Here is a 22,537-nt window from a genome sequence, read left to right as displayed (position 1 = left end):
ATGAAAAATTCATAATAGAAAAATAGAAACACAGCTACATCCTACCTATCGCAACCTGCCTAAGAGTGCTTCATTTTAGTTCTCTCACCATCTTTAAGAACCGTCAAAAGGGGCAGAATGTTTTCATACACTCTCATCTGATGAAAGGAAATAGTGTATGGACACAGAGTGGTTTATAATGGAATATAAGGTGTATGAATAAGGTGTCGAGGAGGCAGTGCAATGGCGTTTATGATATCCCAGCGGGCTTTTATCAAAATTTATCTGATCACAATGGTGGAGAGGCATCGCGGTTATGGATATCAGATGCTTGAATCGATGAAGGATGAGTTTAGCAGCTTCGGATATGTTCCGCCTCAGAGTGAGGTCTACCGAGCGCTGCATGAGTTGGTACAGGAAGGCGTTTTTTACCGTACCAAACGATTAAAAGGAACAGATCCGCGTGTGGATTTTCAGGAAATTGTACTCTATCATTTTACAGATGATGGGGAGGAAAAGGCCCGACTTTACAAAAAGCAGGTTAAAACCGATTTGGACCGTTGCTTAGGCATGCTGCATAAAGCGGAACAAGACAACTATTGAAATAACCGCATTCATAGAAAAATCAGAAGAGCAGCCTGTCCCAAGGACAAGCTGCTTTGTTTATACCCGCTCACAGGGCTGGACAATCAGCAGCGACTTTTATTCCCGGCCTAGAATGTGATATAAAAAGAATAGTGTGTTAAGGAGGGAACAACCGATGGATGAACATATGAAGCGTCGTCTGGATAAGCAAAAACAGTTATTTAAACAACTGGGCATTCAGCTGGACGCGCTCTCCATTCATGAAAAACAGTTTAAAAATAAAATGCGCGGCTATGATCCGGACGAGGTAGATGCTTTTCTGGATGAAATAATCAAGGATTATGAACGCTTTTATGCGAATATAGCCGACTTGATGGACAAGTGGCAGGAGCAGCAGGCAACGATACGTGATTTGAAAAATGCGCCCAAGCCTGCTGCCGATTTCAGCGGACTTGATCGTCGTCAGCTGGAGGACATCGTCAAGCAGCTGGAATATAGCGTGCGCCAGTTGAAAGTGCGATTGCGTCCTGAAAATGACTATTTTCCGGAGTAAGGTGCAGTAAGCGCTGTGTCGATGCCTCATTAATGTGGTATGATGTAGGTATGCATTTTACAACAACATTTAATGAGGCACACATATAAAGGTGGTTAACATGAGTACCCATTTTTCCGTTAGTATCCATTGTCTGCTTCTACTGGCTGAAGGAGCGCCGGAGCGAATGACTTCGACGCTGATCGCTTCAAGCATCAATACGAACCCGGTCGTCGTGAGAAGAATTATGAGCAGACTCAAGCAAGCCGGTCTGGTTGACTCATCGCCGGGAGCACGCGGCTTTCGTTTGAGCATGTCGAGTACCAATATTAATCTTAAAATGATATATGAAGCGACCAAAGATGAAGGCCCGTTGTTCGCCATTCATACCGACAGCAATCATAATTGTGAGGTAGGCAAAAACATAGACGCTTTGTTAGACGGTTTATATACCGTAGCTGAAGAAAAAATACAGGCGTTTTTCGAGACCGTTACGCTGCGGGATCTGGAACAGGCACTCCAGCAGCGGGTTGAACACCAGAGCTCGTCTGTGTAGAGACGCCGGTAAGGAGAATTGAATATGAAAATCGTCGTACTATCAGATACTCATATGCCGTACCGAAGCAAGGCGCTTCCGAGTCGGCTTGTACAGGAGTTAAAAGACAGTGATCTCATTCTCCATGCCGGAGACTGGACGGACTGGTTCGTATATGAACGCTTGGCGGAATTTGCACCTGTGCAAGGAATTGCCGGAAACAATGATGGAATAGACATCGTAAATCGCTTGGGCTATCAACGAATCGTTGAAGCCGGTGGCAAACGGATTGGTATGGTTCACGGGCACGGCTGGCGCGGCTCTACAGAGAATATTGCGCTGAATACGTTTAAGGGAGAACCGTTGGATTGTCTGATTTACGGACATTCGCATATTCCGGTGGTCAAAAAGGTGGGAGAGCTGCTTGTCCTGAATCCCGGTTCTCCGACTGACAAGCGTGGTGAGGACGAATACTCATTTATTGTGCTAAACCTTATAGGTGGACGCTTGGAAGCAAAGCTTGTTCTTTATCCACATAAACATTAATCAAACAACAACCGTTGAATAAAGGGGAAGCTATGGCTATATTTGAATTAGAACCGATGAAGCACCATGTGTTGATCTGTAATGGAGGTACATGTATGCGACATGAGGGTGAAGAAGTGACACAAGCAATCCGGGATGAAATTCGTAAACAAAACGCAGACGCTTATATTCATACGACCAGAACTCGCTGTAATGGCCGTTGTCACGATGCTTCGGTTGTGATCGTATATCCTCAAGGCGACTGGTATGGCCAGATGACGGCTGCTGCGGGGACACAGCTGGTACAGAAGCTCGTAGAGGGAGAAAAGCTGGAAACTCATCTTTTTCATGAGTGCGTAGGCAAATCCCGTCCGGAATAATCCAGTAAGTGATCAAATAGGCATAGGAAGAGAAAACCTTTGAAGAGAAAATCTTTACGGAGATTTTCTCTTTTTTGGTTTAATCCATGTTCTGAAAGGTAAAAGTATACTGTGGACAACCAAGCCGATAGGGAGGGAAACAACAATGACCTCATTTGACGATGAACTGCACCATCAGAATCAGAATGGCGGGAAAGAACGGACAGGGAGAGGAGTGACAGAGCATGATGCACAGGAGCAGCCCTTAAGCCGGGATCATGCGGAGCAGTATCCGACAGAGCAGAAGAGCCTGTTTGATCGTTTTGAGAGTGAGCAGACAGTAGATGCTATTCCCATAGAAGATTTAAAGATGGAACGCGAGGAGGAATTCGACAAGGACGTAAGCAAGCACACCTCTTCCAGTGAGAAAAAATACAAAGGCGATGTATAAACCATCAGGCAAGTGGTAATATTTAAAAAGAAATCTCTTGACATTAAGATAAGTGTAATATATATTTAGTTACGAAAAGTAATTAATTTTTCTCAGGAGGTAACAAAATGGCTAAAGACTTTTTCACAGCTTTGAAAGAAAGACGCTCCTATTACGGTATTAGCAAAGAACAAGTCATTTCCGATCAAAAGATTCAAGAGATTGTAGAGGAAGCTGTTAAGTATACACCTACCTCTTTTAACTCCCAAACTTCACGCGCAGTAGTATTGCTCGGAGAGCAGCATGACAAACTGTGGAATATTACTGAGGATATTTTGCGTGAGGTTGTAGGCAACGAAGAGCAATTCAAATCTACTGCTGAGAAAATGAACGGCTTCCGCAGCGGCTACGGAACGGTCTTGTTCTTTGAAGACAACAACGTTGTAGCGGGTCTGCAACAACAATTTGAAGCGTATGCGGACAATTTCCCGATCTGGTCCAATCAATCCAATGGTATGCTGCAACTGGTAGTATGGACGGCACTGGAGCAAGAAGGACTGGGCGCATCCCTTCAGCATTACAACCCTTTGATTGACGAAAAAGTAAAAAATGAATGGAACATCCCTGAACATTGGAAGCTGATTGCTGAAATGCCATTCGGTAAACCAACCTTCCAACCAGGTGATAAAGAATTCCAACCTGTAGAAGAACGCGTAAAAACGTTTAAATAAGTCAGACAATATACGATCAGGTCAGGTTTCATCCTGAGAAAGCACTGTGGTATCCACAGTGCTTTTTGTCATTCCATTCGTTACGTGACTGGGTAGTTGGCGATTTGGGAGCCCATGCCGAGCAAGTGACTGTAGCGACGGGAGAAGGGGCGATGGCCGCTATTTGGATACACAAGGTGCTATCCGGTATGCCAACAAAAGTACCGCAACTCTAAGAGCTGCGGTTCAAAAGGGTGGATGTATACTCGTTTGAAGATGCTGGCCGAAGCGTTTCAACTGATCGCTCATGCCGTATTTATGTAAAATCTCCGTTTGCTTGCTGCCGATCAAATCAAAATGAGGATAGGGCTGACGCTGATGAATATATCGAGAGTCCAAACCGTTATTGCTGCACCATAAGCGCAGCTTGTCCAAATTAGAGCAGCCTACCTTGGTAACCGTTGTAATTCCTGGAAAACGATCATCCAGCCAGTAATGCGTCAGAAAAGCAATTTCACCGCGACTAACCTCTCTTTTCCAGGCTGCAAGCTCCTGTCGGGTAATGCCAAATGCCATCCATCTCATCCTTTCTGGGCTCATTCCAAATCATAGACTGCCCGCGTGGTTGTACCATTATTTTCGTACGTTAGCCTGTATTATGATCCTTAAAAGGTAACACAATAACAGGAGACGTGTAGGACGATCTCCTGTTGGTGGTTAAAGCCATCTTTCGGCCCAGCTCTCTACACCATTCAATGCATCACCGAGTTCCTTTCCCTTGCGTGTCAGCGAATACTCGGTACGCACAGGCCGCTCTGTAATGACATTGCGAAGGATTAGGCCTGAAAGCTCTAGTTCCTTGATGCGTTCGTTCAGCATACGTTTGCTAAGATCAGGTATGGAGACGTGAATTTCACTGAATCGTTTGGGATGTTCCATCAAAGTATGAATGATGAGAGCGGTCCATTTTTTGCTGATGATCTGAAAGGATTGTTCCACCTTACCGCACAAAAGCTTGGGCTGCCTGTCGTCGCTCATCTGAATCCCCTCAATTTCATTGTTGTTTTAAACAGTATACTAAAAGTAACTCTGTATACCAATAGTAACTATATCATGTTGTAGCAACTGTGACAGATTTAACATTATTTTCTCTTTCCTTTCGTCAATCATACCACAGAAAACGTTATCATTGCAGGATATTTCGAATGTTCACGAATTTGCTAAAATTTGATTGACTTGCCCCTTATTTTGGGTGTATTATGGGTTACGTTAATTCCTCAGGTAACTTTTAATAACCTCATCTTTTATAATGGGAAGAAGGAATAATTCATGGATTCAATGACTTTTGTCTTATTTGGAGCGACAGGGGATTTGGCGAAACGCAAAATTTACCCTGCCTTGTATAATTTGTTTGTAGAAGGTAAAATTCCGGCTTCCTTTTCTGTAATTGGGATGGGGCGCCGTGAAGTGGCTGATGAGCAGTTTCAAAGTAATGTAGAGCAATCCATTAAGGATTTCTCCAGACACGTGAATGATGACCGTGCACAGATGGATCAATTCCTGAGTGCTTTCCGCTATAGCGCTTTGAACGTCAATCATCCGGAAGATTATAAAAAGCTGCTGCAGCTTGCTGAACAGCGTGAAAATGATTTGGGAATTCCGGGGAACCGCATGTTTTATTTATCGGTGGCACCGGAATTTTTTGATGTGATTGCCCTCAATATCCGGGAAAGCGGTCTGGCCGAAACCAAAGGCTGGAAACGACTTATTATCGAAAAACCGTTTGGACATGATCTGGAATCCGCACGTGAGCTGAATGATCGTTTGAGCAGAACATTTGCTGAGGATGAGATTTATCGTATTGACCATTACTTGGGCAAGCCGATGGTGCAAAACCTGGAAGCCTTGAAATTTGCTAATCCATTGCTTCAAGGAGTATGGAATAATCAGTACATTTCCAATGTACAAATTACCGCTTCCGAGATCGTAGGGGTTGAAGAACGTGCTGGATACTACGATCATTCCGGAGCTATTCGTGACATGGTACAAAATCACATGCTGCAGGTGCTGATGATGGCTGCCATGAACAAGCCTGAACATGTAACGGCTGATCAGGTGCGTGACGAAAAAAGCAAGGTTATGCAGGCATTGCGTGCGCTTGATCCTTCCGATATTGCTTCCAGTGTGGTTAGAGGGCAATATACGAGTGGTGAGATTAACGGAAACGCAGTTCCTTCCTATAAAGAAGAACCGGGTATTGAGCCTGATTCACAAAATGATACATTTATTTCAGCCCGTCTATGGATTGACAATGAGCAATGGTCAGGCGTACCATTCTATATTCGCACTGGCAAACGCATGAAGGAAAAATCCACACGTATCGTCGTGGAATTCAAACAAGACAGTACAGATCCATATGCTGCACAAGGGCAGCCATCTGAACCAAACTTACTTATCATTCATGTGAACCCTGATGAAAAAGTAACCCTGCGTCTGAACAGTAAAGACCCGCTGAACAATGGTCAACTGGAAACGGTTCTGATGAACTATGATTCTGAGGACAAGGATGTACCGGAAGCTTATGAGCGCCTCATCTTTGATGCGCTGCGCGGCGACTCCACCTTTTTCGCTCACTGGAATGAAGTTGAGCTTTCATGGATGTGGGTACAACCCGTGCTGGAAGCTTTTGCTCGTGGAGAAGTTCCGCTTCACACCTATGCAGCAGGCTCCTATGGTCCGGAAGCTTCAGATCAATTGTTGCAGGAACAAGGCTTTACATGGTGGTTGGACCAAAAGTCCAACAGTTCTGAAAAAGCAGTTGTTCGTTCATAAACATTAACAAATAGACAATATATTTTGCTACGGCAGGAGGCCTTTACAATGCAAGTTGGACTAATTGGTTTGGGAAAAATGGGCTTGAATCTCGGAAAAAACCTGATCGACCATCAGCATGAAGTTGTTGCTTATGACGTGAATGCAGCTGCGATTCAAGAAATGAAGGATTATGGTGCTACGGGTGCTTCCACATTGGAAGAGCTTGTACAGGCAACCCAGTCTCCAAGAGTCCTGTGGATTATGGTTCCCCATCAAATTGTTGATTCGGTGCTGGATCAGCTTCAACCATTGCTGTCCAAAGGGGACATCATTATTGAAGGTGGCAACTCTCATTACAAAGAGTCCATTGCCCGTCATACCCGTCTGAAAGAATACGGCATCAGCTTTATGGATGCAGGAACGTCCGGCGGTATGGAAGGCGCACGCCATGGTGCATGTTACATGATTGGCGGCGACCCGGAAGCATGGGCGATTGTTGAGCCTATTTTCCGCGATACAGCGGTGGAAAATGGCTACCTGTATGCAGGTAAATCCGGTAGCGGACATTTTCTCAAAATGGTTCACAACGGTGTGGAATACGGCATGATGGCTTCCATCGGTGAAGGATTTGAAGTGCTGGAGAAAAGCAATTTTGACTTTGACTATGAGAAAGTAGCGCGCGTGTGGAACAACGGCTCCGTTATCCGCTCCTGGCTGATGGGCTTGACTGAACGTGCATTCTCCAAGGATGCGAATCTGGATGAAATCCGCGGGGTTATGCACTCTTCCGGTGAAGGCAAATGGACAGTTGAGGAAGCACTGGATATTCAGGCAGCGACTCCGGTCATTGCTTTGTCCCTGCTGATGCGTTACCGTTCTCTTGACACCGATACGTTCAATGGTAAAGTGGTTGCTGCACTGCGCAATGAATTTGGCGGTCATGCAGTTGAAAAGAAATAAAACCGAACTCAGGTAGTATGTATTCCCCGTAGCTGCACAACTGCGGGGATATTGCTATATGCTTTTGCCATGCGCTTTTGAGCTGTATGCATATTTTTCCTTGTATATCCGCACAATAGGTGAAAAAGGCGGAAGGAAGAAGAGCTTATGTGCAAAAGATTTTCGTTATCGGCTGATTTGGATGAGGTAAGGGATCATTTTGGTATACAGCGGGTGATGTACTATTACAAAACACGTTATAACATGAGTCCCACCCAGCATGTCCCGATTGTGCTGCATCAGGATGGAGAGCGGGTACTAGATGAATTTCGCTGGGGATTTATCCCCTATTGGGGCAAGGATTGTGTCAACGCCGACTTAAATTCGCTTCGGGTAAATCCGAGCTATCGCAAGATGGCTGAAACCCGGCGCTGCATCATTCCTTGCAACGGATTTTATTATTGGAGAAAATTAGGTAAACGCATGTGTGCTGTACGAGTGGTACTGCCGGAACAGAAAATGTTTGCGGTCGCGGGCTTATATGAAATATGGCAGGATAGTCGTAAGGAGCCGCTGCGTACCTGTACGATGATGACAGTCCAGGCCAATGCGGATATACGTGAATTCGACAGTCGTATGCCGGCTATTCTGGACCCCGAACATATTGATGCATGGCTGAACCCGTCCATTCAAAACGTCGATGAATTGCTGCCGTTACTGCGCACATATGAGCAAGGCGATATGAGCATCTATCCGGTGACTCCGCTGGTGGCGAATGATGAACACGATAATCGCGAATGCATTCAGGAAATGGATTTGCAATATTCCTGGATTAAACCTTAAAGATCATAAACTGCCCGCCGCCTGCATAAGTATGTATTGGGGAACAAGCTCATGATCCGGGGAGAGGGGAAACGGCCGAAGGAGTATCTCATATGGGATGGAGGCGATTGGAATGAGTAACGATACACTCATCCAGCTGCTGGTGCTCATGGTGACGATCATCGGTCTGGTCCAAAACCGGTAAGTGGCAGGTTCCAGAAGGCGGGAGAATTGCCGTAGGCAATCTTCCGTTTTTTTCTGCGTAAAATACTCGCAGATTCAGGAGGCTTGCGGTACAATAGATGCTAGGCTACAGGTGACAAGACATCTGAATATACGGCTGTATATGATGCATTTAGGGGAGAGCGAATCATGAGTGAATTAACTTCATTACCACCAGCTAAGAAAAGGAAGCTGCTGTTTAGCGCGGGGCTCAGTTGGCTTTTTGATGCCATGGATGTAGGACTGCTTTCATTTATAGTCGCAGCGCTGGCCAAGGAGTGGCATTTGGGCTCAGAGCAAATTGGCCTGGTGACTTCGATGAATTCAATAGGAATGGTGTTTGGGGCCGCTTTGGCCGGGATTTTAGCTGATCGCTACGGCAGACGCGCTATATTAGTGTGGACACTGCTAATTTTTTCCATTGCCAGTGGTCTGTCTGCTTTTGCGACGGGCCTTGGGATGCTGTTGGTGCTGCGTTTTATTGCCGGCGCAGGCTTGGGCGGGGAATTGCCTGTAGCTTCGACGCTGGTGTCGGAATCGGTGCCTGTAAAGGAGCGAGGGAGAGCAGTTGTATTACTGGAAAGCTTCTGGGCGGCAGGCTGGATTCTTTCGGCCCTTATTGCCTATTTTGTCATTCCAAAGTATGGTTGGCAGATGGCCTTCATTCTTGGCGCAGTACCTGCGCTGTACGCTCTTTATTTGCGCAGGGCTGTTGAGGATTCACCGCGCTACAAGCAGCAGAGCGTCAAGCTTCCGCTACGGGAACGTTTGGCTTCTATTTGGTCGGGAGCGAATCGCAAGTCTACGCTAATGCTGTGGATTTTATGGTTTACGGTTGTATTTTCCTATTACGGTATGTTCCTGTGGCTGCCGAGCATGATGTTTATGAAAGGTTTTGAACTGGTTAAAAGCTTTGAGTACGTCCTGATCATGACACTTGCACAATTACCAGGTTACTTTACCGCCGCGTATCTGATTGAAAAGCTGGGCCGCAAATTCGTCCTGATCCTCTATTTACTGCTGACGGCGGTGTCTGCCATTTGGTTCGGAACCGCGGAAACGGCAGGGATGCTGCTGGCCGCTGGGATTTGCTTGTCCTTTTTCAATCTCGGCGCGTGGGGAGCGATGTATGCATATACACCGGAATTGTATCCGACGGCCGTCCGTTCTACCGGTGTGGGTATGGCGGCTGCGTTTGGCCGTATCGGGGGCGTAATCGGACCATTGGTGGTTGGTATACTGGTAGGACAGGGCATTGGGTTATCCGCTATCTTTGTGATTTTCTTCGTCGCTATCCTGATTGGAGCAGCCGCTGTAGGGTTGTTGGGGACCGAAACCAAAAATCAGGAGGTTGACTAACTTTACATTCACCTATGTAAAGATTCATAATACAAGAGAGAGGAGTGACCTGAAATGGAGCATACCTTTCTGCTCAAGGCAGACTGGAATGGGGGACGCAACAGCGATGGCCGTATTGAAGCCGGACAGCTACGGACTGCGATTTCGATCCCGGCTGAGATGGGTGGCCCCGGTGTGGGTACGAATCCGGATGAAATGCTGCTCGGTGCTGCCGCAACCTGCTATTTGATTACTTTGGCAGCTATGATGGAGCGTGCCAGTCTCCCGGTAGCATCCCTGGCGCTGGAATCCGAAGGGATTGTCGATGTAACGAACAATATTTTTACATATCGTCGAATCGTGCATCGTCCGCGGGTTCAGCTGGCCGCTGATGCGTTAGAATCGCAGATCGAACAAGCGTTACGTCTGACAGAGCAGGCGGAAACATCCTGCATGATCTCGCGTGCCATCGCGGGAAACGTGGCTTTGTCTACAGAGCCTGCCGTGGAACGCGTCTCTTAAAGCGATATTTGAACCAGGAGCAATCATTCCAATTGCCATTATTTTCTAATTCAAGGAGGACAAAACCATGACAGCACAACAAAAATTGCTCGTATTCGCAGGCTCTTACGCCGAATTGGAAGGTAGTGGAGTGTATGCGTACACTTTTAATGAAGAGACTGGCGCACTTACACTACAGGATGAGTTCTCCGGATTGAAAAATCCTACATTCCTGAATGTGGACGTTAAAAATCGGAAGCTGTATTCCATTGGTGAGACGATTTCGGCTAGCGGAGCGAAGGTAGGCGAGGCTGCTGCGTTTGAAATTGACCCGGTCAAAGGAACATTTACATTGCTGAATCGCGCCGAAAATGTCAGCTCAACAACCTGCCACATTCAGCGTGATCCATCCGACCGTTTCCTTATCGTAGTCAGCTACCACGGAGGTATGGTGGGACTGGTGTCTCTGACTGAGGATGGACGTATCGGTGAGTTGCTGGATGTGAAGCAGCATGAAGGAAAAGGAGCGCATCCTGAGCGTCAGGATCGTCCACATCCTCACTCCAGCTTCTTTAGCCCTGACGGTCGCTTCCTGTTCGTACAAGATCTCGGTCTGGATCTGATCCGTATCTACACCATTGACGCTAGTAAAGGTCAACTGGTGCTTCATGGTGAAGCCAAAACTCATGCAGGTGCAGGTCCACGCCACTTGACGTTCCATCCGAACGGTAAGTTTGCTTTTGTTATTAACGAAGTGGATTCCTCCATTACTTCTTTTGCATATGATGCAGAAGCTGGCAAGCTCACTGAGCTGGAGAGTGTACCAACATTGCCGTCTGACTTTACTGGCGAAAACACAACCGCTGAAATTGCAATTTCGCAGGATGGTGCTTATCTGTACGGTTCCAATCGCGGTCATGACAGCATTGTGGTGTACGCTGTAGACGGAGCAAATGGCAAGCTGAGCTTGGTAGAGCATGTGTCTGCCGAAGGCGAGCATCCGCGCCATTTTGCTTTGACTCCAAACGGTGATCATTTGCTGGTGGCAAACCGTGACACGAACAACATTGTTACATTCAAAGTAGACAAGGCAAGCGGCCGCTTAACCTATACCGGACAACAAGTAACCGTATCCAAGCCGGTATGTGTACAGCCTTTTTACTTTTCCGTGTAAAATGACTAAGTAACGGTATGCGGGATGTGACCGCTACGAGGACGGATCATTCTTCCGATCGCTGCCGCCCCCGGATTTCTTGATTGTATGTTCAAGGGTAGAAATCCGGGGACAAAGGCGAACGCTCCGCTTCTTCAGAATAATTCCGTCCTCTCCGCTGCTTTGGTGCTTTTGGCGATGGTTTCGGTGATTCACCAAGCATAGAGGATTTTTAGAAAACGGTTCGTAGATTAATCTGCGACCGTTTTTATTTTTACGCTTAGTCGTTTCTAAAGAAGTCATTACCCACGAATGTAATCTAAAGCTTCAAAATTACAAAATAAAATACGAATAATCTCAGTAGGAAAAGGGTACATATGTTATAAGTGAAACAATGATTCCATAGGTAAATGTAGGACAAGCATTGCGAATTCCATATAAGGGTCAGAGGTTTTAAATGAAAATATACATTTTGGCCTGAGCATCGGTATCAGTTTGTTTAGATCGTTGTTTTTAGAGACGATATCATAAAAATGAGAATGGCAGGGATAAACTGAGTAACGAAGCGGGCAGATGGATTTCGGAGAAGCGATAGCGTTCGCCAAATCAGGTTCCAACAGCGATCGGAGAAACCATCTGTTCGCGTAGCGGGCCACAGAGACCGATAAAAGTATATAAAGGAGGGATTGGCATGAAAATTATCATTACGCAAAAGGAAGCCACCGACAAAGGAATCTGGATAGAGATTATGGGGATGTTTGGTGTAACCAAAGAGGACGAGGTGTGGGGAAATGAGGAGTTTATTCTCACTGAGGAACAGGCGCGTCAGGTCGGTTTGATAAGATGACGAGAAGTAGCAGGACATGTAATCAAGTTTTAAGACCAAGTCTTAAAAAATCGTAACTTATTTTTTATGTATCTGATACACTTTTAAACCGTACAACGTTTATGATAAGTGCACAAGGGTAATGAAGCTTACAGACACCGTGTACATACCCAGACGGTAAGGAGAGATCAGACATGATGAGATTAGCTTCGAAATGGACAGTATTGGCTTTAATGATGATGCTGATGACGGCGGCGGGAGCAACAGCACAAGGCTACACGCCCGTAACACCTGCTGAAAATCAGGAGACCGTATATATAAACCAAATGGAGATGCGTAACGGACAAATCTATTTGTCGGCAGATCCGATTGAATGGTATGAAGGTAAGGCGGCGGACAAGGCGTTTTTGGAGCATGAAGGAAATACAGGGTTGGACGGAGCGCCAGACGGCTACTACATCGTAAACAATTCCGTTCAAAATGATGTATATCAGGTTGCGCCGGATGCTTCGGTAGAGGTACAAATCTATGATCATACCGGTCGTATTGAAGACACAGATGTGAAATGGAACGAGTCGATTCCGCTGGAACAGTTTGAACAAGATTTCGCCAAAAAAGATGTACTGGACCTCAGCCAATTTCCGTACCATGTGACGCTGCGTGACGGCAAGATCGTTAAAATCGTGCAGCAATTCATTCCTTAACATACAAGGTATTGCATGAAAATGAGTTGACATATCGAGAAACGTCGATATAATGGTTATATGAAGCCAACTGACCCAATTGAAGTATTTAAGGCACTGTCTAATGAAGCACGTCTTCAAATCTTAGCGTGGTTAAAAGACCCTAAAGCCCATTTTGGGGCCCAGGAAGGGATCGATCTTATTGAGATTGGGGTATGTGTTAGTCAGATTACAGCAAAACTGAATATGACCCAATCAACAACATCTCAATATTTGTCTCTCCTGCAGCGGGCGGGACTTATACAAGCGACTCGACTAGGAAAATGGACATATTACAAAAGAGATGAAGAAGCAATAAAACAAATTGCTTCCTACATTCAGCAAGACCTCTAGTAATAAAAACTGAATTCAAAACATTTGAATTCAGTTTTTATATAAAATACAAATCGATAATTCGAGATTTATGAATTAATCTTTTTTTATTCTACTCAACAAATCGACATATCTCGAATTGTTTCAATGATGAAAAAAGGAGCTGTTACATATGTCCAATCATTTCAACCTGTCCAGCAGTGCTACAACACTCGTTATCGTTGCGCATCCGGATTTGAAGGCGTCCCGCATTAACAAACGATTGACGGTAGAGCTTGAACGAAGAGGCAATGTTACCGTTCATCGACTTTACGAGACTTACCCGGACGAAAAGATCGACGTTGTACGTGAGCAAGCGCTGTTGACGGCTCACGACCGTATCGTGCTTCAATTTCCACTTTTCTGGTACAACTCGCCCTCTTTGCTGAAAAAATGGCTGGATGTAGTATTCGAGCTCGGTTTTGCTCACGGCAAAGGAGGCGATAAGCTGAAAGGCAAGGAGCTCCTCATCGCCATCTCTTCGGGAGGTGCTCAAAGTATGTTCCAAGCCGGAGGCCTTCATAATTACTCTTACAGCGAGTTGCTGCGGCCGTTCCAGCAGACTGCTAACTACACCGGAATGATCTACCGCCCGCACTTTGTAGTGAGCGGAATTCGCGAAGTGAGCGATGAACAGCTCGAGAAGTATGTCGCAGATTACGTCAACTATGTAGAGGGGCGTCCGGCCCTCTCCGGTAGGGGCCAAAAATAACGGAATATCAATAACAAAAAAAGAGGATATCCATCCCCAACGGGGTGCGGATATCCTCTTTTGATCATATATATGGTATTAGAATGATTTTGCTGCTTCTGTTGCGCGTTGTACAGCAGATGCAACGATTTCTTGTGCTTGATCTGGAGCTTGGTTATGTCCTTCCAGTACAACCTTCACGATGTCTTTTACACCGAAGAAGGATAAGATGTTGCTCATGAAGTTCAAAGACATTTCAGCAGCAGCAGCCGGGCCTTCGGAATACACGCCGCCTCTTGCATTCAACAGGACAACTTTAGTTTCAGTTACGAGGCCCACAGGACCTTCAGCAGTGTATTTGAATGTTTTACCAGCTTGGTTCAGGTAGTCAATGTACGTATGCAATACTGCAGGGATTGTCATGTTCCAGAGCGGGAAAGCAAATACCACTTTGTCTGCTGCCAGGAATTGATCCAGGTAGCCATTGGCAATGTTGGCCAGGCGAGCTTCTTCAGCGTTCAATTCCAAGCCTCTAGCGGATTTGAACGTACCGTTAATCATGTTGGCGTTCAAATAAGGAAGCTCGACAGAGAACAGGTCCAGCTCAGTGATTTCATCAGATGGGTGGGAAGACTTGTAGCTTTCCACGAAGGCATTATACAATTTAACCGTTGCAGATTCTTCGGCTGTACGATCATTAGCTTTGACAAACAATACTTTAGACATGAAATATTTCCCCCTAGGTAAATTGAATAAGTAAGTTAAGTTAGTAAGTTACCTCGTAATATTACAATATAAAGATAATTTCTGTCAACTCTTTTATATTAAATTTATTTTAAAAAGCCGCTTTATTTTTTACACTGTAAAAATCATGTGTTTCTTTTGCAAATTATCAGTTTTGCGGTAAAATTTAAATATGAGCAGTTGAGAGTATGGATGAATAGGTAAAAAATGAAGTTACGACGTTGCCGGCAAGATGCGGTACAACAGTTGAACGAAAAAGGTGAGCAGCTTGAAAATTGGTTTTTTTGATTCAGGACTAGGTGGAATTACGGTATTATCTGAGGCGTTAAGACGGCTGCCGAACGAAAGTTTTGTATACATGGCAGATACGCTTCATGTTCCTTACGGGACGAAAACACCACAAGAGGTGCGCGGATATGTCAAGGCTTCAGTACAAACGATTCTAAAAGAAGAGGTTAAGGCATTGGTCATTGCCTGCAATACCGCGACAAGTATTGCGGTTGCGGAACTGAGGAAAGAATATTCTATCCCGATTATTGGCATGGAGCCTGCAGTGAAGCCTGCGGTAGAGATGAATCGAGCGAATGGTAAAAGAGTACTGGTATTAGCCACACCGCTAACCTTAAAGCAATCCGGTTATGCAGCGCTGGTATCCAGAGTTGACGATCATGGAAGTGTGGACTCACTACCTCTGCCGGAGCTTGTGCAATATTGTGAGCAGCTAAATTTTGACCGGACAGAATTGTTCGAATATTTTAACCGTAAATTGTCTTCGTTTAACCTGGATATATATGGTACAGTCGTTTTGGGATGTACGCATTATCCATTTTATAAGGAAATTCTGAAGGAACTGCTGCCTTCTCATATTCAGCTAATCGATGGGAGCCAGGGGACGGTTAGACGATTAAAACAGGTGCTGTCCGAGCGTAATTTACTGGCATCTCCGGTAAAAGCGGGTCCATTGCAGGAGGGGCACGTTACATTTCTATGTTCCAGTCAGGATGAAGCCTACGTGCATAAGATGGAACGCGCGCTTGAAATCTATGCGGAGCATGAAAAGATATATTTTTAAATAAAACAGACATTCTCCAGGAAAATGATGGGGGTGTCTGTTTTTTTACAGAAATAAGCAAAATGGGGATGTTCAAACTTTTCAAAAATTGCTAGAATATAGTAACCTCAAACAATACACTTATTAAAGGGTTTCAAAGTTTCATAGACGGATGGTTTCCGATTGTATCCATGAAGGAGGGAATAGGATGGAACGTAAAGTGCATATCATTCCTTACCAAGTGATCAGGCAGGAGCAACAAGTGAATGAAATACCGCGAGGTGTAGAGCTGATTCAGGCTCCAGCGGTATGGAACCAGACCCGAGGCCGTGGAGTGAAGGTGGCCGTGCTGGACACGGGCTGTGATTCGGACCATCCTGATTTGAAGGAGCGCATTATTGGCGGCCGGAATTTCACGGATGACGATGGAGGCGATCCGGAAGTTTTCAAGGATTACAACGGTCACGGTACACATGTGGCAGGAACCATCGCGGCAGCGGAAAATGAGCATGGTGTCGTGGGTGTCGCTCCTGAGGCGGATCTGCTCATTATCAAAGTGCTGAACAAGCAGGGCTCCGGCCAATACGACTGGATTATTCAGGGCATCTATTATGCGATTGAGCAAAAGGCAGATATCATCTCAATGTCGCTTGGTGGCCCCGAGGATGTGCCAGAGCTGCACGAAGCGGTGCGAAAGGCAGTGGACAGCCAAATCCTGGTCATCTGTGCAGCTGGCAATGAGGGAGACGGTGACGAGAGAACGGACGAGCTCGGTTACCCCGGCTGCTATAATGAAGTGATCAGCGTAGGTGCAGTAAACTTTGACAGACATACCTCGGAATTCAGCAACTCCAATAATGAAGTGGATTTGGTTGCACCGGGAGAGGATATATTGTCCACCGTTCCGGGCGGCAAATATGCGACCTTTAGCGGAACTTCGATGGCTACCCCGCACGTAGCAGGTGCTTTGGCATTGATTAAGCAGCTGGCGAATGCGAGCTTTGAGCGTCATCTCACCGAACCGGAGCTGTACGCACAGCTCATCAAACGCACAATTCCACTCGGCAATTCTCCTAAGCAGGAAGGCAACGGGCTATTGTACCTAACGGCAGTGGAGGAGCTTTCGCGTATTTTCGATGCCCAGCGTGTAGCAGGAATACTGAGTGCGGGCTCATTCAAGGTAAAATAAGCCTTAACGACGGATCTATAGCGGCTCTCCTGAGCGGAGAGTCTTTGTTTGTGCTTCATATTTTTGGGGAATTTCCATTTACATCGTATTTAAATGTCAGGTAACATATATCTCAAGGATAAAGATGAGAATAAGAAATGGAGGATTAGCGTGGATCGTATTATTGCAAAAGTCAGCGAGCTAAGACGCACAGGACTGGCAGAGCAAGCGCGTGAGCTTCTATTAAAAGCACTGGAACAGGAGCCAAATGATGCGGAGCTATGGTATCAGACAGCCTGGACGCATGATACTTTAGGCCTGGAGAGGGAAGCAGTCTCTTTTTATGAAAAAAGTCTAGCTATGACGTTGTCTACAGAATCGAGGAAAGGTGCCATTCTGGGATTAGGCAGTACGTATCGTGTGCTGGGAGAGTACACCAAAGCAAAAGCGTGGCTGGAAACCGGGATGGACGAATTTTCAGATTACAGGCCGTTTCGGGTATTTTATGCTATGGTGTTATATAATCTGGGTGAACACGGGAAGGCCATGGAGGGGCTGCTCATGGAGTTGGCTGAAACGACTTCTGACTTATCAACACAGGAGTACGCCCGTGCCATTCATTATTATGCAGATAAGCTGGACCAGATTGAGGCATAAGTGTGCCCAAGTGAGAGCTAAAGCAGCATTGCGCTACACGTTCGTACATAAAAAAAGATCACAGTCGGAAAGCGGTAAGCCTCATTCCCTGACTGTGATCTTTTGCTGTCTAGTGTCTAGCTATAGGGTCCGTATCTTGATGAGTTATACCCTGCGATTATTGCGCACCTTCGGTAACAGCGATTTCTTTATCCAGGTTTTCTCTGGACAGGTTGGCGGTCAAGTAATCCGGTGTATCGGGCAGCACCAGATGCAGATTGGATTTTTGACATAAGCGGATGGTGCATTTTTCGACGACTACATCAAAGACATGGCCGCCTCCGGTACGTTCGTCGTTAATAAAATGAAGATGAAAGCCGGCTACTCCGATACCTTGCGCATAGGCAGGTGTCCAGAATCCTGTAATTACACCGGAAGCTTCATTAAAAGTAAAGGTAGGTTGTGACTTGGTTGCTTCAATAAAAGGCTTATAAGGTTTCACTTGGTGAGGCACGGTCCGTGTTTTTACTTCACGGAAAGTGCCATCTAAACGGAAGGCATAGAATAAATTGCGGCTTGGAAACAGCTTGAGCAGCAGGGCTTCCAGCTCATCGCGATGCATGGGGCGATCAATGGTATATATGAAATCTTCACGAAAAAAGGTGACTGTGGAAAAAGGAGTAGTCTCTTCCGGTTGTACACGATGGGCCGTACCGTCTGGAAGCAAGTGATAAAATTCACTATCAAACGCAATCATCTCACCATTGAGCTGGTCAAATGTACCGAGCCCAAAATCCCCGTGCTTTTGCAGTTCCTCGAAGGTAACGACCCCGTCATAAAGACCATCTAATAAAGCAAGCATGGTGGACGTTTGGTAAATATCATGATCAGTTTCTTCCTTGTTTTCCAGTTCTGCAACGGTCATGGCAATACACTTCCTTTTGTAATTGTATGCATTTATTTTCTTTCTTTTTCAATAATAAACGTAAATTTTCAGTAAATAACATGAACAACTCAAAAAAAGCATAAAAAAACGTTAAACTCCTTCATTGTCACGAAGCTGTCACGAGTGAGGCCTGGTTAAGGTTAATTTAACTGATTAGGAAGCAGTTTACGTCCCAACTGGATATTATCCTGATAATCAATCGGAACATCGACGACCACGGGACCATCGGTATGGAGTGCCTGCTGCAGCACACTTTCCAGTTCTTCCGGGCCATGCACGCGCAAACCGGTTGCCCCAAAGCTTTCGGCATATTTCACAACGTCTACATCTCCGAATTCTACACCGGAAGTTCTGCCGTATTTCATTTTTTGCTGAAAAGCGACCATGTCGTAGCTTCCATCTCTCCATACGATATGCACGAGCGGAGAGTTAAGACGTACGGCGGTTTCGAGCTCCATGGATGAGAAAAGAAATCCTCCATCACCAGAAATAGAAACGGCCTTTTGACCAGGATTGACAAGTGTGGCAGCAATACCCCAAGGCAGAGCTACGCCTAATGTCTGCATCCCGTTGCTGAACAGGAGGCGCCGCGGTTCATAGGAACGGAAATATCGGGCCATCCAAATGTAGTGTGAACCCACATCACAGGTGACCGTGACGTTATCATCAATCAGGCTGCGTAATGTACGAATGAATTGTAATGGATGAATCAGATCATTTTGTTTGCGTGCAGGAATAGCAGCCTGATCATTCAAATCCTGGCGAAGTCGGTCCAACTGGGCGCATGAGGCCTTAGGCAGCTTTAAGGTAGGTATTTCCTCTGCGAGGCTGCTTACGATCAGGTCTATATTACCGATAAGCTCGTAATCTGGCTGATAATCATGGTCGATATCCGCTTGATGATCATCCAGGTGAATCAGGGTTCGATTTGCGGGAATGTTCCAGTTTTTTGGATCATATTCTATAGGATCATAGCCAATCGTCAGTACCAGATCTGCGCCCGCAAGAAGCATGTCGCCTGGTTGATTGTGGAATAGCCCCACTCTTCCGAAATAGTGGCTTTCCAGCTCACGAGAGATGGCTCCAGCGGCCTGAAATGTTTCGACTACAGGCAAATCCGTATTTTGAATGAGTGCGCGGATGGCTGCTGTGGCTTTAGGAGTGCTGGCTTTCATACCGAGAAGAAGTACGGGCAGCTTGGCTTTTTTGATTTGGCCTGCGACTTGCTTGATTAGCCCGTCTGGCGCAATTCCCAGCTGTGGAAGGGAAAGCTTTTCAATAGCTGTTACTTCGGATGACGAAGTCAACACGTCCTGGGGCAGACTGACAAAAGTTGCTCCAGGCTGGGCTGAGGTCGCAATCCGAAATGCATTGGTAATAGCTTCCGGTACATTATCAGGATGTTCTACTTCGACGCTGTATTTGGTGATGGGTTCGAATAGTCCGGCGTTATCCATAGATTGATGCGTGCGTTTCAAGCGTTCGGATCTTGGGACTGCACCAGCAAGAGCCACAACGGGATCACTTTCCGCATTAGCGGTGACAAGTCCTGTCGCCAGATTCGATGCACCGGGGCCGGAGGTAACAAGACATACGCCTGGTTTCCCAGTTAATCGACCGACCGCAGCTGCCATAAAGGCGGCGTTTTGTTCATGACGGCATATGATCAATTCTGGACCACGATCTTGAAGAACGTCAAAAACGGAATCAATCTTGGCACCTGGAATGCCAAAAATGTGCGTTACTCCTTGCTTGATCAAACAATCGACAACAAGGTCAGCTCCTTTCGTAACGGTCTTTGCTTGGACATCTTGCACTTTTGTACTCAATGCAATCACCTCTTCTTTTCGTGTTGAAATATATTGAAATACTTTCAATGTAAAACAATGGATGCGTATGACAATTATAATACAATAACTGGTATTTTCAAGAGTGAAATTTTCAGAAAAATGGAAAAAAACATTGAATTCGTTTTCAAAGTGTTGCTTAAAGGGGGAAATTGCAAAGTGCGGAGATGTGAAAATGGAATTCCTATCGAAGGAAAAGTTACTTCGTATGAAGCACACGAAATACTGGTTTTCGCATGCCTGTATCGGGTTCCTGTCTATTTTTTGTCATCCCACATGATAAAAATCACTTTCCTCTGCAAAGGATAGCGGTTACAATGTAATTGTTGTTAACGTAAACATTAAATTTAAGGTGAAATGATCCAGAGGGATATGACAAGCAGGATCGTAATAGAGCTTGTTTATTTTGTGTGATAACGTGACCTGTTAAGTTATGCAGAATGCTATTGCTAAATAATGGGCAGAATACAATCATTTTTGTTAACGTTAACAATTTTGTTGGAAAGAGGACTATAGAAGGGATGAGAGAGTAATGACTAAAGCATTTTTGGATGAAAACTTTTTGTTAAGCAATCCCACAGCTGAAATTTTGTATCATCAGTATGCCAAGGATATGCCGATTATCGACTATCATTGTCATTTAAGTCCGCAGGAAATTTATGAAAATAAAGAATTCAAAAACATTACGGAAGCTTGGCTGTACGGAGATCATTACAAGTGGAGACTGATGCGGGCCAATGGGGTAGAGGAGCGCTTAATTACGGGGGATGCCGAAGATTATGACAAGTTTTTGGCTTGGGCACAAACCGTACCTACGCTGATCGGTAACCCGCTGTACCACTGGACACATTTGGAGCTTCAACGCTTTTTCGGTGTCTATGAGCTGCTAAATGAACAGAACGCACCTTTGATCTGGAAGAAAGTGAACCAAAAGCTGCAGGGACAGGGCTTTGGGGCACGTGATCTGATTGTGAATTCAAAGGTAACTGTTGTGTGCACCACGGATGATCCAACGGACCACCTTGAATACCATAAACAAATCAGCAAGCTGAGCGATTTCCCAGTGGCTGTGCTGCCAAGCTTCCGCCCCGACAAAGCTTTGGAAATTAATCGTGAAACCTTCCAGCCTTGGGTAGCCCGCCTGGGTGAGGTCAGCGGCCTGAATGTTTCCGGCTTTGAAGGATTTTTAAATGCGCTGGCGAGTCGGGTGCGCCATTTCCATGCTGCTGGAGGACGGGTATCCGATCACGCGCTGGATACTGTAGTCTATGAGGAAGCGACACGGGAAGAAGCGGCAGCTATATTCGGCAAGGCGCTGAAGGAAGGCCGTGTGACTCCGCTAGAGGAGGCGAAATATAAATCATACGTGCTGGTATTCCTCGGCAAGCAGTATGCAGAGCTTGGCTGGGCCATGCAGTACCATATTCACGCACTGCGCAACAATAACACCGCTATGTTCCGCCGTCTGGGACCGGATACCGGCTACGACTCCGTAAATGACGGCTCCTTTGCCCGCTCGCTGGCGGCATTGCTGGACGCGCAGGAGCTGGCAGGAGGATTACCAAGAACCATTTTGTACTCGCTTAATCCGGTTGATTATCCAGTGCTGGCAAGTCTTGCGGGCTGCTTCCAATCCGGTGGAACCGTGGGCAAAATTCAGTTTGGTACTGCGTGGTGGTTTAACGACCATATCGAAGGCATGCAGGAGCAGATGAAGCTGCTGGCCAACCAAGGGGTGCTGTCCCGTTTTATCGGTATGCTAACGGATTCTCGCAGCTTCCTGTCCTACACACGCCACGAATATTTCCGGCGCATACTCTGCGATCTGATCGGAACGTGGGTTCAGGAGGGCAAGGCGCCTGAGGATATGGAGCTGCTTGGAGCCATGGTACAAAATATTTGCTACAATAACGCCGAGCAATATTTTAATTTCCCCACCGTTGTTCATAGCAAGTGACACTTGTATGTCAACGCAATAGCTTATCAATTTCATAAAAAAAGATGCTCTTGCCAGGAGCTGTATTTAATGGCCTGGTAAGAGCGAGTGACAAACGAGTAGACATCAAACATTTATGTGAATAAAATCACAA

General features: G+C 45.8%; 26 protein-coding genes and 1 pseudogene. 22 read left to right on the top strand and 5 right to left on the bottom strand.

The window, feature by feature from the left end; translation table 11 throughout:
- Positions 1-222 precede the first annotated feature (222 nt).
- The 8 genes and pseudogenes from BAZ21_RS00875 to BAZ21_RS28365 all read left to right on the top strand — a co-directional run.
- The gene (locus tag BAZ21_RS00875) at positions 223-582 is read left to right on the top strand and encodes a helix-turn-helix transcriptional regulator (RefSeq protein ID WP_068496222.1); all 360 of its coding nucleotides are present in this window, start codon (positions 223-225) and stop codon (positions 580-582) included.
- A 157-nt stretch (positions 583-739) separates the two neighbouring features.
- The gene (locus BAZ21_RS00870; protein ID WP_010346248.1) at positions 740-1,117 is read left to right on the top strand and encodes a DivIVA domain-containing protein; all 378 of its coding nucleotides are present in this window, start codon (positions 740-742) and stop codon (positions 1,115-1,117) included.
- A gap of 100 nt (positions 1,118-1,217) precedes the next feature.
- A complete protein-coding gene (locus BAZ21_RS00865) occupies positions 1,218-1,652 on the top strand; it encodes an Rrf2 family transcriptional regulator (protein WP_068496220.1) in 435 nt (144 codons plus the stop codon).
- Positions 1,653-1,676: 24 nt separating this feature from the next.
- Complete coding sequence (locus BAZ21_RS00860; RefSeq protein WP_068496218.1) at positions 1,677-2,177, top strand: metallophosphoesterase family protein; 501 nt, start codon at positions 1,677-1,679, stop codon at positions 2,175-2,177.
- Between the two features lie 32 nt (positions 2,178-2,209).
- Positions 2,210-2,536, top strand: a complete 327-nt coding sequence (locus BAZ21_RS00855) for a (2Fe-2S) ferredoxin domain-containing protein (RefSeq protein ID WP_068496216.1) — start codon at positions 2,210-2,212, stop codon at positions 2,534-2,536.
- 145 nt (positions 2,537-2,681) lie between these two features.
- Positions 2,682-2,966, top strand: a complete 285-nt coding sequence (locus BAZ21_RS00850) for a hypothetical protein (protein ID WP_084011480.1) — start codon at positions 2,682-2,684, stop codon at positions 2,964-2,966.
- Between the two features lie 107 nt (positions 2,967-3,073).
- Entirely contained in the window at positions 3,074-3,676 is a 603-nt protein-coding gene (locus BAZ21_RS00845) for a nitroreductase family protein (RefSeq protein WP_068496214.1), read from the top strand.
- A gap of 89 nt (positions 3,677-3,765) precedes the next feature.
- Positions 3,766-3,891 (top strand): annotated as a pseudogene (locus tag BAZ21_RS28365) (pyridine nucleotide-disulfide oxidoreductase); the annotation flags it as partial.
- A 10-nt stretch (positions 3,892-3,901) separates the two neighbouring features.
- Here the strand turns inward: BAZ21_RS28365 and BAZ21_RS00840 are convergent.
- Positions 3,902-4,231 (bottom strand): hypothetical protein, encoded by a 330-nt coding sequence (locus tag BAZ21_RS00840; protein ID WP_068496213.1) that lies wholly within the window; start codon positions 4,229-4,231, stop codon positions 3,902-3,904.
- A 141-nt stretch (positions 4,232-4,372) separates the two neighbouring features.
- On the bottom strand, positions 4,373-4,693 hold the full coding sequence (locus BAZ21_RS00835; protein ID WP_007430161.1) for a winged helix-turn-helix transcriptional regulator: 321 nt from the start codon (positions 4,691-4,693) through the stop codon (positions 4,373-4,375).
- A gap of 291 nt (positions 4,694-4,984) precedes the next feature.
- On the opposite strand from BAZ21_RS00835, the gene zwf reads away from it, so the two are divergent.
- The 10 genes from zwf to BAZ21_RS00790 all read left to right on the top strand — a co-directional run bounded on the left by zwf (position 4,985) and on the right by BAZ21_RS00790 (position 14,076).
- Positions 4,985-6,487: a glucose-6-phosphate dehydrogenase gene (gene zwf, locus BAZ21_RS00830; protein ID WP_068496212.1), complete on the top strand. Its 1,503-nt coding sequence runs from the start codon at positions 4,985-4,987 to the stop codon at positions 6,485-6,487.
- A 48-nt stretch (positions 6,488-6,535) separates the two neighbouring features.
- Positions 6,536-7,429 (top strand): phosphogluconate dehydrogenase (NAD(+)-dependent, decarboxylating), encoded by an 894-nt coding sequence (gnd, locus tag BAZ21_RS00825; RefSeq protein WP_068496211.1) that lies wholly within the window; start codon positions 6,536-6,538, stop codon positions 7,427-7,429.
- Positions 7,430-7,576: 147 nt separating this feature from the next.
- Positions 7,577-8,251, top strand: a complete 675-nt coding sequence (locus tag BAZ21_RS00820) for an SOS response-associated peptidase (RefSeq protein ID WP_068496210.1) — start codon at positions 7,577-7,579, stop codon at positions 8,249-8,251.
- 351 nt (positions 8,252-8,602) lie between these two features.
- On the top strand, positions 8,603-9,811 hold the full coding sequence (locus tag BAZ21_RS00815) for an MFS transporter (protein WP_068496209.1): 1,209 nt from the start codon (positions 8,603-8,605) through the stop codon (positions 9,809-9,811).
- Between the two features lie 54 nt (positions 9,812-9,865).
- Positions 9,866-10,312 carry an OsmC family protein gene (locus BAZ21_RS00810; RefSeq protein WP_068496208.1) on the top strand — a complete coding sequence of 149 codons (447 nt, stop codon included), beginning with the start codon at positions 9,866-9,868 and terminating at the stop codon, positions 10,310-10,312.
- 67 nt (positions 10,313-10,379) lie between these two features.
- Positions 10,380-11,465 (top strand): lactonase family protein, encoded by a 1,086-nt coding sequence (locus BAZ21_RS00805; protein ID WP_068496207.1) that lies wholly within the window; start codon positions 10,380-10,382, stop codon positions 11,463-11,465.
- Positions 11,466-12,135: 670 nt separating this feature from the next.
- Entirely contained in the window at positions 12,136-12,291 is a 156-nt protein-coding gene (locus BAZ21_RS28770) for a hypothetical protein (RefSeq protein ID WP_176718083.1), read from the top strand.
- A 173-nt stretch (positions 12,292-12,464) separates the two neighbouring features.
- Positions 12,465-12,974 carry a hypothetical protein gene (locus BAZ21_RS00800; RefSeq protein ID WP_068496206.1) on the top strand — a complete coding sequence of 170 codons (510 nt, stop codon included), beginning with the start codon at positions 12,465-12,467 and terminating at the stop codon, positions 12,972-12,974.
- A 60-nt stretch (positions 12,975-13,034) separates the two neighbouring features.
- Positions 13,035-13,346, top strand: coding sequence for an ArsR/SmtB family transcription factor (locus tag BAZ21_RS00795; protein ID WP_068496205.1), 312 nt, complete (start codon positions 13,035-13,037; stop codon positions 13,344-13,346).
- A gap of 151 nt (positions 13,347-13,497) precedes the next feature.
- Complete coding sequence (locus BAZ21_RS00790; RefSeq protein WP_068496204.1) at positions 13,498-14,076, top strand: NAD(P)H-dependent oxidoreductase; 579 nt, start codon at positions 13,498-13,500, stop codon at positions 14,074-14,076.
- A gap of 78 nt (positions 14,077-14,154) precedes the next feature.
- Here BAZ21_RS00790 and BAZ21_RS00785 read toward each other — a convergent pair whose 3' ends face one another.
- A complete protein-coding gene (locus BAZ21_RS00785) occupies positions 14,155-14,781 on the bottom strand; it encodes an FMN-dependent NADH-azoreductase (protein ID WP_068496203.1) in 627 nt (208 codons plus the stop codon).
- A 286-nt stretch (positions 14,782-15,067) separates the two neighbouring features.
- Between BAZ21_RS00785 and murI the strand changes: the two genes are divergently transcribed.
- The 3 genes from murI (at position 15,068) to BAZ21_RS00770 (ending at position 17,675) form a co-directional block, all read left to right on the top strand.
- Positions 15,068-15,871: a glutamate racemase gene (gene murI / locus BAZ21_RS00780; RefSeq protein WP_068496202.1), complete on the top strand. Its 804-nt coding sequence runs from the start codon at positions 15,068-15,070 to the stop codon at positions 15,869-15,871.
- A 187-nt stretch (positions 15,872-16,058) separates the two neighbouring features.
- On the top strand, positions 16,059-17,039 hold the full coding sequence (locus BAZ21_RS00775; protein ID WP_068496201.1) for a S8 family peptidase: 981 nt from the start codon (positions 16,059-16,061) through the stop codon (positions 17,037-17,039).
- Between the two features lie 150 nt (positions 17,040-17,189).
- Complete coding sequence (locus BAZ21_RS00770; RefSeq protein WP_068496200.1) at positions 17,190-17,675, top strand: tetratricopeptide repeat protein; 486 nt, start codon at positions 17,190-17,192, stop codon at positions 17,673-17,675.
- A 157-nt stretch (positions 17,676-17,832) separates the two neighbouring features.
- Here the strand turns inward: BAZ21_RS00770 and budA are convergent, their stop codons facing one another.
- Positions 17,833-18,579: an acetolactate decarboxylase gene (gene budA / locus BAZ21_RS00765; protein WP_068496199.1), complete on the bottom strand. Its 747-nt coding sequence runs from the start codon at positions 18,577-18,579 to the stop codon at positions 17,833-17,835.
- A gap of 161 nt (positions 18,580-18,740) precedes the next feature.
- Entirely contained in the window at positions 18,741-20,438 is a 1,698-nt protein-coding gene (gene alsS, locus BAZ21_RS00760; protein ID WP_176718082.1) for an acetolactate synthase AlsS, read from the bottom strand.
- 541 nt (positions 20,439-20,979) lie between these two features.
- On the opposite strand from alsS, the gene uxaC reads away from it, so the two are divergent.
- Positions 20,980-22,404 carry a glucuronate isomerase gene (uxaC, locus tag BAZ21_RS00755; protein WP_068496197.1) on the top strand — a complete coding sequence of 475 codons (1,425 nt, stop codon included), beginning with the start codon at positions 20,980-20,982 and terminating at the stop codon, positions 22,402-22,404.
- The last annotated feature ends 133 nt before the right edge of the window (positions 22,405-22,537 follow it).

Origin of the sequence: Paenibacillus kribbensis (genome assembly GCF_001705305.1) — a bacterium.
GTDB classification, from domain to species: domain Bacteria; phylum Bacillota; class Bacilli; order Paenibacillales; family Paenibacillaceae; genus Paenibacillus; species Paenibacillus kribbensis_B.
The sequence above is the reverse complement of the archived record's forward strand: the minus strand, read 5'-3'. Positions and strand labels throughout refer to the sequence as shown.

Bases quoted from the DNA above. Each gene is read 5' to 3' on its own strand.
- BAZ21_RS00875 (WP_068496222.1), top strand. From the start codon at position 223: ATGGCGTTTATGATATCCCAGCGGGCTTTTATCAAAATTTATCTGATC.
- BAZ21_RS00870 (WP_010346248.1), top strand. From the start codon at position 740: ATGGATGAACATATGAAGCGTCGTCTGGATAAGCAAAAACAGTTATTT.
- BAZ21_RS00865 (WP_068496220.1), top strand. From the start codon at position 1,218: ATGAGTACCCATTTTTCCGTTAGTATCCATTGTCTGCTTCTACTGGCT.
- BAZ21_RS00860 (WP_068496218.1), top strand. From the start codon at position 1,677: ATGAAAATCGTCGTACTATCAGATACTCATATGCCGTACCGAAGCAAG.
- BAZ21_RS00855 (WP_068496216.1), top strand. From the start codon at position 2,210: ATGGCTATATTTGAATTAGAACCGATGAAGCACCATGTGTTGATCTGT.
- BAZ21_RS00850 (WP_084011480.1), top strand. From the start codon at position 2,682: ATGACCTCATTTGACGATGAACTGCACCATCAGAATCAGAATGGCGGG.
- BAZ21_RS00845 (WP_068496214.1), top strand. From the start codon at position 3,074: ATGGCTAAAGACTTTTTCACAGCTTTGAAAGAAAGACGCTCCTATTAC.
- BAZ21_RS00840 (WP_068496213.1), bottom strand. From the start codon at position 4,231: ATGGCATTTGGCATTACCCGACAGGAGCTTGCAGCCTGGAAAAGAGAG.
- BAZ21_RS00835 (WP_007430161.1), bottom strand. From the start codon at position 4,693: ATGAGCGACGACAGGCAGCCCAAGCTTTTGTGCGGTAAGGTGGAACAA.
- zwf (WP_068496212.1), top strand. From the start codon at position 4,985: ATGGATTCAATGACTTTTGTCTTATTTGGAGCGACAGGGGATTTGGCG.
- gnd (WP_068496211.1), top strand. From the start codon at position 6,536: ATGCAAGTTGGACTAATTGGTTTGGGAAAAATGGGCTTGAATCTCGGA.
- BAZ21_RS00820 (WP_068496210.1), top strand. From the start codon at position 7,577: ATGTGCAAAAGATTTTCGTTATCGGCTGATTTGGATGAGGTAAGGGAT.
- BAZ21_RS00815 (WP_068496209.1), top strand. From the start codon at position 8,603: ATGAGTGAATTAACTTCATTACCACCAGCTAAGAAAAGGAAGCTGCTG.
- BAZ21_RS00810 (WP_068496208.1), top strand. From the start codon at position 9,866: ATGGAGCATACCTTTCTGCTCAAGGCAGACTGGAATGGGGGACGCAAC.
- BAZ21_RS00805 (WP_068496207.1), top strand. From the start codon at position 10,380: ATGACAGCACAACAAAAATTGCTCGTATTCGCAGGCTCTTACGCCGAA.
- BAZ21_RS28770 (WP_176718083.1), top strand. From the start codon at position 12,136: ATGAAAATTATCATTACGCAAAAGGAAGCCACCGACAAAGGAATCTGG.
- BAZ21_RS00800 (WP_068496206.1), top strand. From the start codon at position 12,465: ATGATGAGATTAGCTTCGAAATGGACAGTATTGGCTTTAATGATGATG.
- BAZ21_RS00795 (WP_068496205.1), top strand. From the start codon at position 13,035: ATGAAGCCAACTGACCCAATTGAAGTATTTAAGGCACTGTCTAATGAA.
- BAZ21_RS00790 (WP_068496204.1), top strand. From the start codon at position 13,498: ATGTCCAATCATTTCAACCTGTCCAGCAGTGCTACAACACTCGTTATC.
- BAZ21_RS00785 (WP_068496203.1), bottom strand. From the start codon at position 14,781: ATGTCTAAAGTATTGTTTGTCAAAGCTAATGATCGTACAGCCGAAGAA.
- BAZ21_RS00775 (WP_068496201.1), top strand. From the start codon at position 16,059: ATGGAACGTAAAGTGCATATCATTCCTTACCAAGTGATCAGGCAGGAG.
- budA (WP_068496199.1), bottom strand. From the start codon at position 18,579: ATGACCGTTGCAGAACTGGAAAACAAGGAAGAAACTGATCATGATATT.
- uxaC (WP_068496197.1), top strand. From the start codon at position 20,980: ATGACTAAAGCATTTTTGGATGAAAACTTTTTGTTAAGCAATCCCACA.